Source organism: Roseomonas aeriglobus (assembly GCA_016937575.1).
In the GTDB taxonomy this organism is placed as follows: Bacteria; Pseudomonadota; Alphaproteobacteria; order Sphingomonadales; family Sphingomonadaceae; genus Sphingomonas; species Sphingomonas aerigloba.
In genome coordinates this window covers 1,779,337-1,793,957 of sequence record JAFHKN010000002.1, presented here as the reverse complement: position 1 = coordinate 1,793,957, position 14,621 = coordinate 1,779,337, and the positions used below count along the sequence as shown (strand labels likewise).

Annotated in this window: 15 protein-coding genes; 6 read left to right on the top strand and 9 right to left on the bottom strand. The window is 67.6% G+C overall.

The annotated features are described in order from the left end of the window. Window positions 1–54: 54 nt before the first annotated feature. The 3 genes from JW805_09030 to JW805_09020 all read left to right on the top strand — a co-directional run bounded on the left by JW805_09030 (window position 55) and on the right by JW805_09020 (window position 1,752). Entirely contained in the window at window positions 55–561 is a 507-nt protein-coding gene (locus JW805_09030) for an N-acetyltransferase (GenBank protein MBN2972159.1), read from the top strand. Window positions 562–622: 61 nt separating this feature from the next. Beyond that, window positions 623–1,006, top strand: a complete 384-nt coding sequence (locus tag JW805_09025; protein ID MBN2972158.1) for a dihydroneopterin aldolase — start codon at window positions 623–625, stop codon at window positions 1,004–1,006. Between the two features lie 2 nt (window positions 1,007–1,008). Further along, on the top strand, window positions 1,009–1,752 hold the full coding sequence (locus JW805_09020; GenBank protein MBN2972157.1) for an SDR family oxidoreductase: 744 nt from the start codon (window positions 1,009–1,011) through the stop codon (window positions 1,750–1,752). A 140-nt stretch (window positions 1,753–1,892) separates the two neighbouring features. Here JW805_09020 and pyrF read toward each other — a convergent pair whose 3' ends face one another. The 9 genes from pyrF to JW805_08975 form a co-directional block, all read right to left on the bottom strand. Beyond that, complete coding sequence (pyrF, locus tag JW805_09015) at window positions 1,893–2,567, bottom strand: orotidine-5'-phosphate decarboxylase (protein MBN2972156.1); 675 nt, start codon at window positions 2,565–2,567, stop codon at window positions 1,893–1,895. Further along, a complete protein-coding gene (locus JW805_09010; GenBank protein ID MBN2972155.1) occupies window positions 2,564–2,929 on the bottom strand; it encodes a hypothetical protein in 366 nt (121 codons plus the stop codon). Before JW805_09010 ends, pyrF begins: the two co-directional genes overlap by 4 nt. Window positions 2,930–2,967: 38 nt before the next feature. Further along, the gene (locus JW805_09005) at window positions 2,968–5,244 is read right to left on the bottom strand and encodes a patatin-like protein (protein ID MBN2972154.1); all 2,277 of its coding nucleotides are present in this window, start codon (window positions 5,242–5,244) and stop codon (window positions 2,968–2,970) included. A 12-nt stretch (window positions 5,245–5,256) separates the two neighbouring features. After that, window positions 5,257–5,952 carry an endonuclease/exonuclease/phosphatase family protein gene (locus JW805_09000; protein MBN2972153.1) on the bottom strand — a complete coding sequence of 232 codons (696 nt, stop codon included), beginning with the start codon at window positions 5,950–5,952 and terminating at the stop codon, window positions 5,257–5,259. Between the two features lie 55 nt (window positions 5,953–6,007). Continuing rightward, on the bottom strand, window positions 6,008–7,366 hold the full coding sequence (locus tag JW805_08995) for a HAMP domain-containing histidine kinase (GenBank protein ID MBN2972152.1): 1,359 nt from the start codon (window positions 7,364–7,366) through the stop codon (window positions 6,008–6,010). After that, window positions 7,363–8,088: a response regulator gene (locus tag JW805_08990; GenBank protein MBN2972151.1), complete on the bottom strand. Its 726-nt coding sequence runs from the start codon at window positions 8,086–8,088 to the stop codon at window positions 7,363–7,365. The genes JW805_08995 and JW805_08990 overlap by 4 nt, the downstream gene beginning before the upstream one ends. A gap of 99 nt (window positions 8,089–8,187) precedes the next feature. Beyond that, window positions 8,188–8,913 (bottom strand): hypothetical protein, encoded by a 726-nt coding sequence (locus JW805_08985; GenBank protein MBN2972150.1) that lies wholly within the window; start codon window positions 8,911–8,913, stop codon window positions 8,188–8,190. Window positions 8,914–9,030: 117 nt separating this feature from the next. Then, window positions 9,031–9,801, bottom strand: a complete 771-nt coding sequence (locus JW805_08980; GenBank protein ID MBN2972149.1) for a thioesterase family protein — start codon at window positions 9,799–9,801, stop codon at window positions 9,031–9,033. A gap of 135 nt (window positions 9,802–9,936) precedes the next feature. Further along, window positions 9,937–11,199: a TetR/AcrR family transcriptional regulator gene (locus JW805_08975; protein MBN2972148.1), complete on the bottom strand. Its 1,263-nt coding sequence runs from the start codon at window positions 11,197–11,199 to the stop codon at window positions 9,937–9,939. Window positions 11,200–11,320: 121 nt separating this feature from the next. On the opposite strand from JW805_08975, the gene JW805_08970 reads away from it, so the two are divergent. The 3 genes from JW805_08970 to JW805_08960 all read left to right on the top strand — a co-directional run bounded on the left by JW805_08970 (window position 11,321) and on the right by JW805_08960 (window position 14,606). Next, window positions 11,321–12,610, top strand: coding sequence for an acyl-CoA dehydrogenase family protein (locus tag JW805_08970; GenBank protein MBN2972147.1), 1,290 nt, complete (start codon window positions 11,321–11,323; stop codon window positions 12,608–12,610). Next, the gene (locus tag JW805_08965) at window positions 12,607–13,668 is read left to right on the top strand and encodes a phosphotransferase family protein (protein ID MBN2972146.1); all 1,062 of its coding nucleotides are present in this window, start codon (window positions 12,607–12,609) and stop codon (window positions 13,666–13,668) included. The genes JW805_08970 and JW805_08965 overlap by 4 nt, the downstream gene beginning before the upstream one ends. A gap of 146 nt (window positions 13,669–13,814) precedes the next feature. Next, window positions 13,815–14,606 (top strand): glucose 1-dehydrogenase, encoded by a 792-nt coding sequence (locus JW805_08960; protein MBN2972145.1) that lies wholly within the window; start codon window positions 13,815–13,817, stop codon window positions 14,604–14,606. The last annotated feature ends 15 nt before the right edge of the window (window positions 14,607–14,621 follow it).

Below are 14,621 nucleotides of genomic sequence, written 5' to 3'. Positions count from 1 at the left end.
CCCCCGCTGAACCACCCGGTTCGGCGGGGGTTTGTGTTTCAAGCGACCCCCGGCATGATTCTAGTTCCCCTGTCCGATGTTCCTGCACTCGCAGTGGAATCGCTGCTCGATCGTGCGTTTGGGGCGGATCGTCACACCCGAACCGCCTACAGGCTGCGCAGCGGCACGGCGCAGATGGCCAGCCTGAGTTTCGCTGCGGTCGACGACCATGGCGCGCTCGCCGGGACCATTCAGTGCTGGCCGGTGCGGTTCGTCGGCGACGATGGGCGCGACGTGCCGATGGTTCTTGTCGGGCCGGTCGCAGTCGAGCCGGGGCTTCAACGCGGCGGGGTCGGCCGGCGGCTGATGGCGCATATGCTCGCTGCGGCTGACTCGTCGAAGCTTGCCGGCACCGACGCGCTGATGTTGATCGGGGACCCGGAATATTATGGCCGCTTCTTCGGCTTTTCGGCGGAGGCGACCGCCGCGTGGCGTCTGCCCGGCCCCTTCGAGCCGCGCCGTCTGCTTGCCCGCGGCAGCGGAGTCCCGGACGGTGCCGGCGCGGTCGGCCCGCGCGCCTGACCAAGGCTTTCGCCCGCTCCCGCATCTGCTATGCGCGGGTGCTCAGCGTATCGATGAAAAGGTGACGACCGCCGTGCACGACAGTTTGACGCTTCAGGTGCACGACCTCGAAGTCATGGTGCTGACCGGCATCTATTCGGAGGAAACGCACCTGCCGCAGCCGCTGCGGATATCGATGGACGTCGAGCTCGATTGTCTACCGGGCTTCGCCCCGGACACGCCGCTGTCCGCGTCGAAAAGCTATATGGATCTGCGTCACGCCGCGACCGATGCCCTGCCGCAGGGCGTGCATTTCACGCTGATCGAGGGCGTGGCGGATCATATCGCTGAAACGCTGTTCCTGCAGGACGCGCGCGTGAAGCGGGTGCAGGTCAAGATCGTGAAGCTGGCGATCGCCGAGGGGAGCGAATCGATCGGAATCACCCTTATCCGGCATCGGCGCTGACCGTGCCGCTCGCGCTCGTCACCGGGGGTGGGCGACGGCTGGGGGCGTATATCGCCGCGCGACTGGCGGGGGCGGGCTACGACCTCGCGCTGCAATCTCGCAGCGGTGACGCGCCGGAGGCGTGGCTGACGGCGCATCTGAGGGATCGGCGGTACGAGACCTTCGTCGCCGATCTCGACGATGGCGACGCGGTCACAGCGCTGCCGGACACAGTCGCGGCGCGTTTCGGCCGGCCGATCGACGTTCTTGTCAACTGCGCCTCGCGCTTTGCCGCGATGGACGGCGCCGATTGTGCGTTCCAGCGCGTACTCGAACTCGCACGGACCAACCTTGCTGCGCCCGTCGCCCTCGCCAAGGCGGTGGCCGAACGACAGCAGGGCGTGGCGATCGTCAACATCCTCGACCAGCGGATCGCCAACCCGCCGATCGATCAGCTCGCCTATACCCTGTCCAAGCAGGCATTGGCAGAGGCGACGCGGACGCTGGCGCTGGCGCTGGCGCCGCACGCGCGGGTGAACGGCGTCGCGCCGGGACTGGTGCTCCCGACGGAGGAGTATGTCGATGGCCAGTTCGAACGTGTCGGGGCTCTGATGCCGATGGGCCGCAATGCGCGGGCGGAGGAGGTGGCCGACGCGGTGCTATGGCTCACCCAGGCACAGGCCGTGACGGGGCAGGTGATCTTCGTCGACGGCGGCGCGCATCTGAAGAGTTTCGAGCGCGATTTCGTGCATCTGGCGCGGGACTGACGGGCGCCTTTCAAGCTCTCTTTTTCGCGTGAGCCTGATGGAAGTCCCCAAGAACGGCATCATTCGCGCTGCACCACGGCGGAGGATGCGGCAATGGGTCGGGCTTGCTAAGCTCCCGCCCGGGACGAGAGCAGCCTCGGCTAAAGCGTCGCCTCGATCGCCCGCGCCGCGATGTCGGGGTCTTCGGCCTGGGTGATGGGACGGCCGACCACCAGGATCGACGCGCCGGCATCGAGCGCTGCACGCGGGGTGACCACGCGTTTCTGATCGCCGGCAGCACCGTTTGCCGGACGCACGCCCGGCACGACGAAGAAGCCTTGCGGCCAGGCCTTGTGGGCGGCCTTCACCTCTTCGCCCGAACAGACGACGCCGTCGATCCCGGACTCGCGCGCGAGCTCGGTCAGGCGGACGACCTGCTCGTGCGGATCGGCGGCCAGGCCGATGGACGACAGGTCGCTGCCGTCGAGGCTGGTCAGCACCGTGACGGCGACGACCTTGGTGCCCGTCGGTGCTGCTGCCTTGGCATCCTCCAGCATCGCCCGGCCGCCGCTGGCGTGGACGGTCAGGATTGCCGGCTCGAGCGGGCGCAAGGCCTGAATCGCCTTGGCGACGGTGTTGGGGATGTCGTGGAACTTCAGATCGAGGAAGATCGGCAGGCCGATGTCGGCCATCTCGCGCACTCCGGCGCGACCGTTGGCCATGAAGAATTCGAGGCCGAGCTTCAGTCCGCCGACGTGATTACGGACGCGCTGTGCGATCGCCTTGGCCCGCGCAAGGTCAGGGGTGTCGAGCGCGACGTATAGCGGCGAACTCACAGCTTCGGCTCCTCGACCGTGACGGGCGGCAGGGGATCGCCGTCTGCCGGCGGAATGGCTAGCGCCGGCGTGGTCGGGGCCGGCGGCGTCGTGGTGGGCGGCGTCGTGACGGCGACACGCAGGTCGGCGACGGTCCGTTCGCTCACCGCAAGCCGCTGCGCCAACCGCCAGCGAATCGCGCGCTGCCACAGCCAGGTCGGGATCAGCCCGAGCAGGAAGCAGACCAGCATCAACAGCGGTTTGTTGATGTCGACGATCAACCCGCCCCACAGGCGGATGTCGACGCTGGCCCAGTTGTTGAAGGCGAAGGCCACCGCGAGACCGACGGTGAACACGATCAGCAACGTCTTCAGGAACTGCATGGCGCCACCCTATGCCCTGAAGCGCCGCTTGACCAGCCTCAGCCGATTTCCTTGCGCAACGCCTCGAACAGGCCCGGAATAGCGGTCAGCCGCTCTTCCTCGGCGGCCAGGATCGCCAGGAACGCGTCGCGCTTGATCGCGGCGATACGGCCGGGCCGCAACCGCGCGCTGCCCGGCAAGGTAGAGACGACGATGTCGATCAACCGGTCGGCACCATGCAGACGACCCCAAAGATAGTCGTTCTCCCGGTAGGCGCGGCTGAAGAAGGCACCGAAATTATGGAATTGGGTGCCCTTCAAGGTGGCCGCCGCGCCGCCTTCGCGGATCGCCTTGGCGTCGTCGGGGGAAATGCGATCGACCTTGACGGGGTCGAACTCGTCCAGCCCCTCGCCCTGCAATAAAGGCAGGGTCGCGATGTCGAAGAAGGGGAATCCGAGATAGCCGAGCAGCAACGGCCGACGCAGGTCCTTGGGCAAGGCGGTCAGCCCGTCGCTCAACCGTTGGTCTGTGCGGGTGTCGATGCCGGGCAGGTCCATTGCGGCGTCGAGTGCGGCAAGCGCCGCCGCGGGATCGGCGGCGATACGGCGGATGTCGGGACGCAGTGCGATGAACGCGTCGCTGCGCTCGAAGTCGAGATATTCGGCGAGCGAGGCATAGACCGCCTCCCGCACCGGCGCGAGCAGGGCGTCGCTGCCTGCCTCGTCCATCTCGGCCAGACGGCGCGCCATCAGGCGCAGGCGGCGGACGCGAAAACCGAGATCGAAGCGACGCAGGAAATCGACGATCGGGGACGCGGCCGACAGTTCGGCGGCGGTCTCCATCGTGATGCCGCGCTCGATGAGCGCGCGGTCGACCGCGGCGCCGATACGACGGAGTCCGTCCGGGCCGCGGTCGCCGCCGGCGCGCTGCAGCGTGGTGACGATCTGCGCGCTGATGTCGGCGAGTTTCAGCCGTGCATAGGCGGCATAGGACAGGCCTGCGTCCTTGGCTGCGGCGACCTGCGCGCGGCGGCGCCAGCCGGCCAGGCGCGCAGGCGTGGGATAGTCGAGCAGCAACGTATAGCCGAACAGCCGAACCACCGCCGCCTCGACGTCGCCGCGCAGCCCCGCCAGAATGCCGCGCAGGCGTTCGACCCGTGCCGTGCGGGCGTCGATCGCCTCCAGATTGTCGCGGATCGGTTGCTGGCGTGGCAACTCACTGACCGCGCCAAGGATGGTCTGGAAGAATCCGGGCGATTCGACCTTCGACAGACCCAGGTTGAAATCATAGCCCGGAACCGGATCGATGTAGACGAAGCGGCGATCGATCTGGCGCTTGGCCGGTCGGTCGCGCAGCGCGTCGATCGCGGGACGAAACGGCGCATTGGCCAGCACCGAGCCGTCGATCAGCACGGCACTCTCGGCGGCGTTGACTGCGGCATGGCGGGGCAGGGCGCGGTTGAGGAACGCCTTGCGGCCGGGCCAGCGCTGCCTGCGCTCTTTCAGCACCGCGTCGACCTCGCCGACCTTCAGCGGTGGGAAGGCGCCGGGAAAGCTCGACGTCGCCCGCGCGGCGAGGGCCAGTTCGGGCGCGCCGCCCAGGCGACCGTCGCCACTGTCGGAGAAGGGAAAGACGAGGCGGTGTTCGGTCTCCACCACTTCGGGCGGGGAATTCAGCCGCAGCCGCTCCGGGTGGCCGCGAAAGTCGGTGACGGTGACGAAAAGGTCGAGCGGCTGGCCGGGCGGAAGCAGTCGGTCGCCCTTCGGCCCCGCTGCCATGGCGTCAAGCGCATCGAGCAGCATATGGGTCAGCCGCGGGCCGCCGAATGGCGGTTCGAACCACCGCGAGCGGACGAAATGGCGTAGCTTGCGGGCAACCTCCTCGCGCGACCCGGGTTCGACGGTGCCGTCGATCTGGTTGCGATCGGCGACCATCCAGGCGAGCGGCGTCGCCCATAGCTTGGAGAAGCGATCGGGCGCGGCGTCGGGGTCGAGCAGCGCCTCGATATCCGCATTCTCGAGCCACATCGTCGTCAGCGGTTCGAGGGACTGTCCGGAGGCGAGCGCCTGCGCCAGGAAGATGCCGTTGATCCCTCCGGCGCTGGCCCCGGCAATGATGTCGGGCAGCACGCGCAGCCGGACCTCAGCGCTGGAGGCGATCTCGCTTAGCAGCGCGTGGTACACGCCTTCCGATCCGTTGCCCGGATCGCTGCCGTCGTGGAAGCTGCGGCTGGCGCGCGCCAGGCGCCAGATCTCGCCGGTGATGCCGTGCATATATACGGCCAGGCTGATGCCGCCGTAGCAGATCAGCGCCAGCCGCAGTTCCTTCTCGCGCATCCGCCCCCGCTTCTAGGCGAGTTCGAGCCGCGCCCAGATCGGAAGATGATCCGAAGCGGTGCGCGCGGCAAGGCTTGCGTGGACACCGCATTCGACGACCCGCCATTCGCGCGAGACGAGGATGCGGTCGAGCCGGGCGACGGGCCGGCGGGCGTGAAAGCTGGGACCCGTTTCCGCACTGGTGAAGTCGCGGCAGAAGTCCTTCAGACAGCCGGCCGCGCGAGTCCATTCGTTGAGGTCGCCCATCATCACCGTCGGATATTGGACGGCCGATGCGGCCAGGTGTGCAAGGATCGCATGGGCCTGCCGCCGCCGCCACAGACCCGACAGGTCGAGGTGCATGCCGACAACGCGCAAGGGCGTGCCGCCGACCCGCACGTCCGCCATGACCGCACCGCGCGGCTCCAGCGTCGGGAGGTGGATCACTTCGCAGTCCGAGACCACCGCATCCTTGCGTACGAGCAGGGCGTTGCCGTGCCAGCCCATCGACTGTGTCCGCACGCCGACCGGCAGCGCCTTCCACGGCGAATGTTCGTCGAGCAGATGCGGCGATATGACGCCTGCGCGGGTCCCGAACCGGCGATCGGCCTCCTGCAGGGCGATCACGTCGGCATCGACCTCGCGCAGCACCTCCAGCACCCGCATCGGGTCGCGGCGCCGATCGGTGCCGATCGCCTTGCGCATATTGTAGGAGGCGACGGTAATCATGCGGGCGTGGGTGTGGACCGTGCGATCATCCTGGCTCGAACGGTGCGGCCCGAACTTAGTTGCGTCGTGTCGGAAGCGTAATCGTCGCGGCCAGCCCGCCGCCCTCGCGGTTGACCAGCGTCAGCGTGCCGCCGACCTCCTGCACGATCGCCCGCGCGAGCGCGAGGCCGAGGCCGATGCCACCGGTATCTCGGTTCCGCGAACTCTCGACGCGGATGAACGGCTCGAACACATGCGCCAGCCGATCGTCCGGGATGCCGGGGCCACGATCGAGTACCGCGATGCACGCGCCCGCGCTCGATCGTTCGACGACGACTTCGGCGCCGCCGGCATATTTGATGGCATTTTCAACGAGGTTGCGGATCGCGCGGCGCATCGGTGCGGGGCGGACCCGCCAGGGCAGGCGTTCGGCATCGCGCGTCTCGACGGCATGGCCAAGGTCGCGGAAATCCTCCGCCACCGCATCGACCAGCGCGGCGAGATCGACTTCGGTCACCGGATCGCTCGAGCGGCCCAGCCGGGCGAGGGACAGGATATCTTCCAGCATCCGCGCCATCTCATCGATGGTGTCGGCCATGCGCTGGCGATCCTCCTCATCCTCCACCGATTCGATTCGGACGCGAAGCGCGGCTAGCGGCGTGCGCAGGTCGTGGCCGATCGCGCCGAGCATGCGGTCCTTTTCATCGATCATCGCCTGCACGCGGGTGCCGAGCGTGTTGTAGGCGGCGATCACCGCGCGCACGTCGGCGGGCCCGCGTTCCTCGACCGGCTCGGCGCCGTCACCGGGGCGGAAGGCTCGCGCGGCGGTTGCGAGGGTTCGAAGCGGACGCGCGATCCGCGTGCCGATCCACAGGACCGCGAGCAGCACGATGCCATAGAGCACCAGCGTCTGGGCGATCAGTTGCGCGACGATCCCGCGCTCGGTTCGCGGCCAGGGGGTGGCGATGGTCAACCATCCCCGGCCGGGTTGCTCCACGGCAATGACGAGTTCGCTGACGAACCGGCGCATCCGCTCGCGCCGCATCTTGCCGGCGGGACCGGGGCGGTCGGCGTCGATCGTGAAGGGGCGCAGCCCGGCCTCGACCCGGCTGAAGCGGATGCCGGCCTCCGTCAGGCCGGCGACGATCGCCTGCTGTGCGTCGGGCACGCGTTCGGTCGCCATGGCGACCGGCGACGCGGCTTCCAGCCGGACGCGGTTGCGGGGGCGGTCCGGGGGCAGCTTCCGGCCCGCGTCCAGCCGCTCGCTGGCGTCGATCAGGCGGGTGATGGCAGGGTTGGTGGCTGCAGCCAGGCGAAATTCGCGCCGCTCGCGCAGCAACAGCCCGAAATTGATCGCCTGCGCCACGAAGAGCGCGACCGCGACGAGCAGCAGAACCTGGCCCGCCAGGCTCCTGGGAAAGCGCAGAAGGGTCAAAGCCGAATGACTTCGGCGGCCAGCGTATAGCCGCCGCCCCAGACGGTCTTGATCAACTGGGGCGCCTTGGGATCGGGTTCGATCTTCTTGCGCAGTCGGCTGACCTGATTGTCGATCGCCCGGTCGAACGCCGCTGCCTCACGCCCCTGGGTCAGGTCGAGCAGTTGGTCGCGGGTCAGCACCTGGCGCGGGCGGGTGACGAGGGCATGGAGCAGGTTGTATTCGCCGGTCGACAGCGGCACCGCCACGCCTTCGCGATCGACAAGGCTGCGCTCGCCGGTCTTCAGCACCCAGCCGGCGAAGGCGAAGCTGCCCGTTTCGGGCGCATGCTGCCGGGTGCCGCCGGCGGCGAGGCGACGCAGCACGACCTTGATGCGGGCGGCGAGCTCGCGCGGGGAGAACGGCTTCACGACATAATCGTCGGCGCCCATTTCCAAGCCGACGATGCGATCGGTCTCTTCGCTTCTGGCCGTCAGCAGGATGACGGGCGTTTCGCTGGTCGCGCGGATGTGGCGGCACAGCGACAGCCCGTCCTCGCCCGGCATCATGATGTCGAGCACGACGAGGTCGATGGCATAGGCGTTCAGCCGAGCGCGCGCTGCCTCCGCGTCGCCCACCTGGGTCACGCGAAAGCCTTGCTTGGTCAGATATTGCGCCAAGGGTTCGCGGATCGACCGTTCGTCATCGACGAGCAGCAGATGGGGAAGGTCGGGGGAAGCCATCGTCATATCGCTAACCGTATCGGACAAGGTTTGCCAACGCCGGGCCGCCGCGCGCCACAAAGGGGAGGACGGCGCTTTAGCGGCCCGGCGTGACCCCGGTTACGCGCCGGTCGGCGCGGCCGGCATCGGTTGGGCGGGCGGCATGCCGCCCCGCCGCTGGCCGCCACCACGGCCACCGCGCATGCCTGGACCCGCCTGAAGTTCGGCGGTGTCGAGCACGCCGTCGCCGTTGACGTCCATCCGGTCGAAACGCTCTTTCGACTGAGCGTCATATTCGGCTTGGGTCAGCTTGCCGTCACCATTGGTGTCGGCACGCATTCCCCGACCGCCGCCGGGCAGGGCGGCCATCTCGGTCGCGTCGACGATACCGTCCCTGTTGGTGTCCATGCGTTCGAAGCGGATGCGGGCGCCGGCGTCGAACTCGGCGCGTGACAGGCGACCGTCACCGTCGGTGTCCATCCGCGCCATGCCGCCGCCAGGGCCACGCATGCCCTGGGGACGCGCCTGCATCGCCCCGCCGGGCGGCGGCGGGGGTGCCGCGTCCTGCACCGGGATGAACGGCCCGCCGACGGCGCCCGGCGCGCGGGGGGCCTTCGCCGGGCGGACGGGGCGGCGTTCGTCGGGCGTGAGCACGCCGTCCTTGTTGGCGTCCATCCGCGCAAAACTCGCTTCGGCGCGAGCGATGAATTCGGCGCGGGTGATCCGTCCGTCGCCATCGGCGTCCGCCTTTGCCGGCCGGGCGCCGACAGGCGCGGTCTGGGCACAGGCCAGCCCGCCCAGAGCGACGGTGCCGAGCAGTGCTGCGGCGGTCAGAGTCTTCAGCATCTTCGATCTCCGAGAGAGAAACGGGGGCGGGGCGGCCCCGCCGTGATGTCGGTATCGCCGGCGCCGGTCGCACATCTATGTCCTTCGCGCGCGAAACTGTCGCGAAATGTCGCAGCCTTACGTAAAGATGGCGACGCCCTGCATCGCATCGGCGATGGCCGTGCCGTCGGCCGACCACATCGTCATCCGCTGGCTCGAATAGCCGCCGACGGCGCGGTCGGTGCGGCTTTGGATCAGCCACCAGCCGTCAGTCGTCGTCGGCCGCGGGACAAGCAGGTTGAGCTGCCACGTCAGCGAACTCATCGCCGCGGCACCGCGATGCAGCTGGTAGGCGGCGGGCGGCAGCGCGTCGGCGATCGCGATCAGCGCCACCTCCGGGTCGAGCCCATCGCGGTGGACGAGCCGCGCCCAGCGGTGCCATTCGCCGGCAGTGTCCGGGGCTGCGCAGTCGAGGAATTCGAAATTTGCCGTGAAATGGTTCGCAGGCCCACAATGAATTCTTGCGGTACCGGCGGGCGGGCCAAGTCGGGCGGATTGGGTACGATCGAAGCTGATCGCCGACTCCATCTCGCGCATGAAAACGAAGGTGGCGCGATAGCCGACGCCGGCATCGCTTTCGATCGCTGCCTCGATATACGCCGCGTTTCGTCCGCGGCGGAGTTTTCGCGCAGTGATCGTCACCGTGCCGGCCAGCGGGCCGATAAAGGCGACGAGCGCCGACCGGAGGGGCGGAAGGTCCGGCTCGCATGCCAGCGCTGCGTGAAGCGCGAGTGCCGATGACAGTCCGCCATAAGCGGTACGGCCCTGCAGCCAGTCGACCGGAATTTCACCGCGAAACCCGCCGTCGATTGGCTCCAGCGCCGAAAGAATGTCAGCGAGCGCGGTCATGGGGTAAACTCCGTGAGTTTTGGCGAAGGGCTAGAGAAACGATCGTCAGGATGGTGCTTCGTCCCACATCGATCGGGTAGACCCCGCCTTACGCTCGGCCTTGGCTGTCGGAGCACGCAACGACCCGTGGCGTGGCTAGGCAAGGACGCGGTCGTCGAACAGGCCGAACATCAGCGTCGAGGCATACATCGCTACTGCCCGCTCTCTGGGCATCGTGCTCGCCCATTTGCGCATGTCGAACGCGGCGTTCTGGATGGCCATCAGCGCCTGGCTGGCGACGAGCGGATCGACGGCACGGATCGACCCTTCCGCAATGCCGTCCGAGATCATCCCCGCGAACCGCCGGGCGAGGCGGTTCGACCGGTCGATCATCGTCTGGCGATCGCGTGGCGGCAGGCCGGACAGCGCCGTCGTGCGCAGTAAGGGACCGCGTTCCGAAAACTGGATGTCGAGCAACGTCGCCATGACGTTTTCCAGCATCTGCCAATAGGTGCCGCCGGCGGCATGCGCGCTCGCCTGTGCCGCGGCGATCCGGTCGAAGCTGCGGCGGTAGCATTCCGTCACCAGCTCGTCCTTGGCGTCGAGATGATGGTAGAAGCTGCCCTTGGTGACGTTCAGCTCGCTGGCGATCCGCTGCACCGAAGCGCCGCGATAGCCGAGTTCGTTGATGAGGCGCGTCGCCGCCGTCAGGAACGCCGCGCGGCCCGGCTCCTGGTCGCTATCGTCGACCTCCAGTAGTTTCGGCGTCCATGCCGCTCGTCCGCTGGCCAGGCCGTGACGGAACACGTCCATTAGTCGCGCTTCGACCCGGTCATATTCGTCGACGTCGTAGCGGGTCAGCCAGATCGACAACCAGAAGGTGTTTTCCAGCAGCACATGCGCCAGCGCGCCGTAGAGGTCCTTGGTCGCGCGGTCGGCCGGGTCGCCCCACAGGGCGCGGGTGTTGCGGAAGACGCGCTGCCACCCGGTCAGCAGCTTGCCCTTGATCGGCTCGTCCATCGCACGCAGGTCGCTCAGGATCGCGAAGGCGGTATCCTCGCCGCGCGCAATGCGCCCCATCCGCTGAAAGTTGATGGAAAGGTAGCGGGCGACGCGGTCCTGCGGCGTCGCCTCCGCCATCGCCTCCTCCAGCATCGCGCCGAGCTGGTCGATGGTATGTTCGAAACAGGCGGAGGCGAGATCCTCCTTGCGCCGGAAATAATAGGTGACGCTGGTGGTGTTGAGCCCGACGCGGGCGGCGACGTCGGCAAAGGTCATCCCCTTCGCGCTCTGGTCGTTGATCGCCTCGGCCGCAGCCGCCAGGATCGCGTCGCGCTTCGCCTGGAAACGCTTGGTCCCACCCTCTCTGCCTGACGTCGCGGTCATATCGTAGGCGGTGATAGCACTCCTGTCGTCCACGCCTAGAGACATTTTTGCTTGAGCCGGTACGTGCGGCAACAGGCGATAAAAATCGGGTGAGCGGGGTTTACCGAAAAACGGGTACGGCCTACCCTTCCGACAGGACGACGTTCGAGGAGAGATGCCCGTGGACTTCACGCTGAGCGAGCGCGAGACATATTGGCGCGACCGCGTGGCCGCGTTCATCGACCGCGAGATCGCCCCCCGCGACGCCGAATATCGCCGCCAAGCTGCGGAAGGCGAGCGTTGGAAGGTGCTGCCGGTGATCGAAGAGGTCAAGGCATTGGCCAAGGCGCAAGGCCTCTGGAATTTCTTCATGCCGCCGCATTCGGGCCAGACGCACGTCGACGACAGCTTCGTGTTCGAAGGCGAGCAACTGACCAATCTCGAATACGCGCTTTGCGCCGAAGAGATGGGGCGGATCGTCTGGGCGAGCGAATGTTTCAATTGCTCCGCACCCGACACGGGAAATATGGAGGTGTTCCACCGCTACGGAACGCGCGCGCAGAAGGACCGGTGGCTGAAACCGCTGATGGACGGTGAAATCCGATCGGTCTTCCTGATGACCGAACCGGCCGTGGCGTCGTCGGATGCGACAAATATCGAAACCTCGATCGTGCGCGACGGCGACGATTATGTCATCAACGGTCGGAAATGGTGGTCGTCGGGCGTGGGCGATCCGCGTTGTCAGGTCGCGATCCTGATGGGCAAGACCGACACGTCGGCGAGGCGTCATGCCCAGCAGTCGATGATCCTGGTGCCGATGGATGCGCCGGGCGTGCGGATCGAGCGGATGCTGTCGGTCTATGGCTATGACCACGCGCCGCATGGCCATGGCGAGGTCGTACTGGAAAATGTCCGCGTGCCAGCCGAGAACATCCTGCTGGGCGAAGGCCGGGGGTTCGAGATCGCGCAGGGCCGCCTGGGGCCGGGGCGCATTCACCACTGCATGCGCACGATCGGTGTCGCAGAGGCCGCGATCGAGGCGATGGCGAAGCGTCTGCTGAGCCGTGTCGCCTTCGGCAAGCGGATCGCCGATCAGAGCGTCTGGGAACAGCGGATCGCGCGCGCGCGGATCGATATCGAGATGACGCGGCTGCTGTGCCTCAAGGCCGCCGACATGATGGACAAGGCGGGTAACAAGTCGGCCCAGCTCGAAATCGCGATGGTCAAGGTTCAGGCGCCGACGATGGCGCTGAAGATCCTCGACGACGCCATCCAGGCGCATGGCGGCGCCGGTGTGTCGGGTGATTTCCACCTGGCACACGACTGGGCGAACATCCGCACGCTGCGCTTCGCCGATGGCCCGGACGAGGTTCACAACCGCGCGATCGCCCGCAACGAGTTCGGCAAATGGGCCGACTGGAAGAGTGATCCGGCGTCGAGCGGCGACATCGGCGTGTCGCGATGACCCCGGCGGAGGCGCCCCAGACGACCGCGGTCGCCGACAAGGACCGCCTGGACGATGCGGCGCTGACCGCATGGATGCAGGCGCATGTCGATGGATTTGCCGGGCCGCTGAGGTACGCCAAGTTCGCCGGCGGCCAGTCGAACCCGACCTATCTGATCGACGCGCCATCGGGTCGCTATGTGTTGCGGCGCAAGCCGTTCGGGCCCCTGCTGCCCTCCGCGCACGCGGTCGATCGCGAATATCGTCTGATCGCCGGTTTGCACCCGACCGGCTTCCCGGTCGCAAAGCCTTATGGCCTGTGCACCGATGACGGCGTTATCGGCGCGCAATTCTACGTCATGGGCTTCGCGGACGGTCGCAACCTGTGGGACGGGACGTTGCCGGGCTATGCGCCGGCCGAACGGACCGCGATCTACGAGGCGATGTGCGATACGCTCGCCGATCTCCACACGACCGACTACGTCGCCGCGGGCCTCGCCGATTACGGTAAGCCCGGCAATTATTTCGAGCGCCAGGTCGCCCGTTGGACGAAACAATATCGCGCGTCCGAAACCGAGGTGATGCCCGAGGTCGACCGGTTGATCGAATGGCTGCCCGCGACGCTGCCCCCGCAGACCGCGACCAGCATCGTCCACGGCGACTACCGCATCGACAATATGATCTTCGCGCCCGACGCGCCGCGGGTGATCGCGGTGCTCGACTGGGAGCTGTCGACACTCGGCGATCCGCTCGCCGATTTCAGCTATTTCCTGATGAGCTGGGTGACCCAGCCCGAGGGGCGTTCGGGCGTGATGGGGATGACGGGTCCCGAGACGGGCATCCCGCCGATCGAGACGATGGTCGAGCGCTATTGCGCGCGCACCGGTCGCGACGGTGTGCCCGACCTAAACTGGTATTTTGCGTACAACCTGTTCCGCCTGACCGGCATCGTTCAGGGGATCAAGAAGCGGATCGTCGACGGGACGGCATCGAGCGCGCAGGCCGAGGCGTCGGCGGCGCAGGTGTATCGGTTGGCGGGTGCGGCATGGGATTTCGCGAAGAAGGCGGGGGCGGACTAGCGCACCCGCCGCTCGGGCTGAGCTTGTTGAAGTCCTGTCCTTCTTCTGGGGACGGCGAGAATGAAGACGGACGGCTCTCCGGCCAGATCCCCTCAAGATATTGCTGTGATGGTGCCCGACGGGCTCAGGGCGAACGGGAAGGGTAAGTGATGCGCTTCGAGGGCAAATCGATCATCGTCACCGGCGCGGGGTCCGGCATCGGTCGCGCCGCCGCCATGCAGTTCGCGCGGGAGGGCGGCCGCGTAATCTGCGCCGACCTGACCGAAGGCGCGGACACAACCGCCGCCGCGATCGGGGATGCGGCAACCGCGCTGCGCATGGATGCGGGCAGTGAGGAGGATGTCATCCGCGCGGTGGATCTGGCGATGGAGCAGCACGGCCGGCTGGACGTGATGTTCGCCAACGCCGGCATTTCCGGTGGCTTGGCCAACATCTTCGACACCTCCGTCGACCTCATCACCGACGTGCTGCGGGTCAACGTCATCGGCCCGTTCCTGGCGCTGAAGCACGCCGCGCCGCGGATCGTCGAGAGCGGGGGCGGGGCGATCATCCTGACCGCCAGCGTCGCCGGCCTGCGATCGGGCGCGGGGTCCCCGGCCTATTCGGCGTCCAAGGCAGGGGTTATCAGCCTGGCGCAGGTTGGCGCACAGCAGCTCGCCGGGTCGAACGTGAGGGTGAACGCGGTCTGCCCCGGGCTGACCGAAACGGGTATGACCCAGATGATCTTCGATGGCGCGCGGGCAGCGGGCAAGGGCGATCGGCTGGGCCAGCTCAACCCCTTGCGTCGAGGGGCCGAGCCCGAGGAACTGGCTGAGGTCGTCGCCTTCCTCGCCTCCGACGCCGCGAGCTACGTCAATGGTCAGGCCATCGTCGTCGACGGCGGCCTGTCGTCGAGCCACCCGTTCAACCGACAGGAATTTGGCAAGACGGCGACGTGAGTCGGTCAGTTTTGC

What these genes read in the sequence shown, in the direction of transcription:
- JW805_09030 (MBN2972159.1), top strand. Translation starts at nt 55, where the DNA reads ATGATTCTAGTTCCCCTGTCCGATGTTCCTGCACTCGCAGTGGAATCG.
- JW805_09010 (MBN2972155.1), bottom strand. Translation starts at nt 2,929, where the DNA reads ATGCAGTTCCTGAAGACGTTGCTGATCGTGTTCACCGTCGGTCTCGCG.
- JW805_09005 (MBN2972154.1), bottom strand. Translation starts at nt 5,244, where the DNA reads ATGCGCGAGAAGGAACTGCGGCTGGCGCTGATCTGCTACGGCGGCATC.
- JW805_09000 (MBN2972153.1), bottom strand. Translation starts at nt 5,952, where the DNA reads ATGATTACCGTCGCCTCCTACAATATGCGCAAGGCGATCGGCACCGAT.
- JW805_08990 (MBN2972151.1), bottom strand. Translation starts at nt 8,088, where the DNA reads ATGGCTTCCCCCGACCTTCCCCATCTGCTGCTCGTCGATGACGAACGG.
- JW805_08985 (MBN2972150.1), bottom strand. Translation starts at nt 8,913, where the DNA reads ATGCTGAAGACTCTGACCGCCGCAGCACTGCTCGGCACCGTCGCTCTG.
- JW805_08980 (MBN2972149.1), bottom strand. Translation starts at nt 9,801, where the DNA reads ATGACCGCGCTCGCTGACATTCTTTCGGCGCTGGAGCCAATCGACGGC.
- JW805_08970 (MBN2972147.1), top strand. Translation starts at nt 11,321, where the DNA reads ATGCCCGTGGACTTCACGCTGAGCGAGCGCGAGACATATTGGCGCGAC.
- JW805_08965 (MBN2972146.1), top strand. Translation starts at nt 12,607, where the DNA reads ATGACCCCGGCGGAGGCGCCCCAGACGACCGCGGTCGCCGACAAGGAC.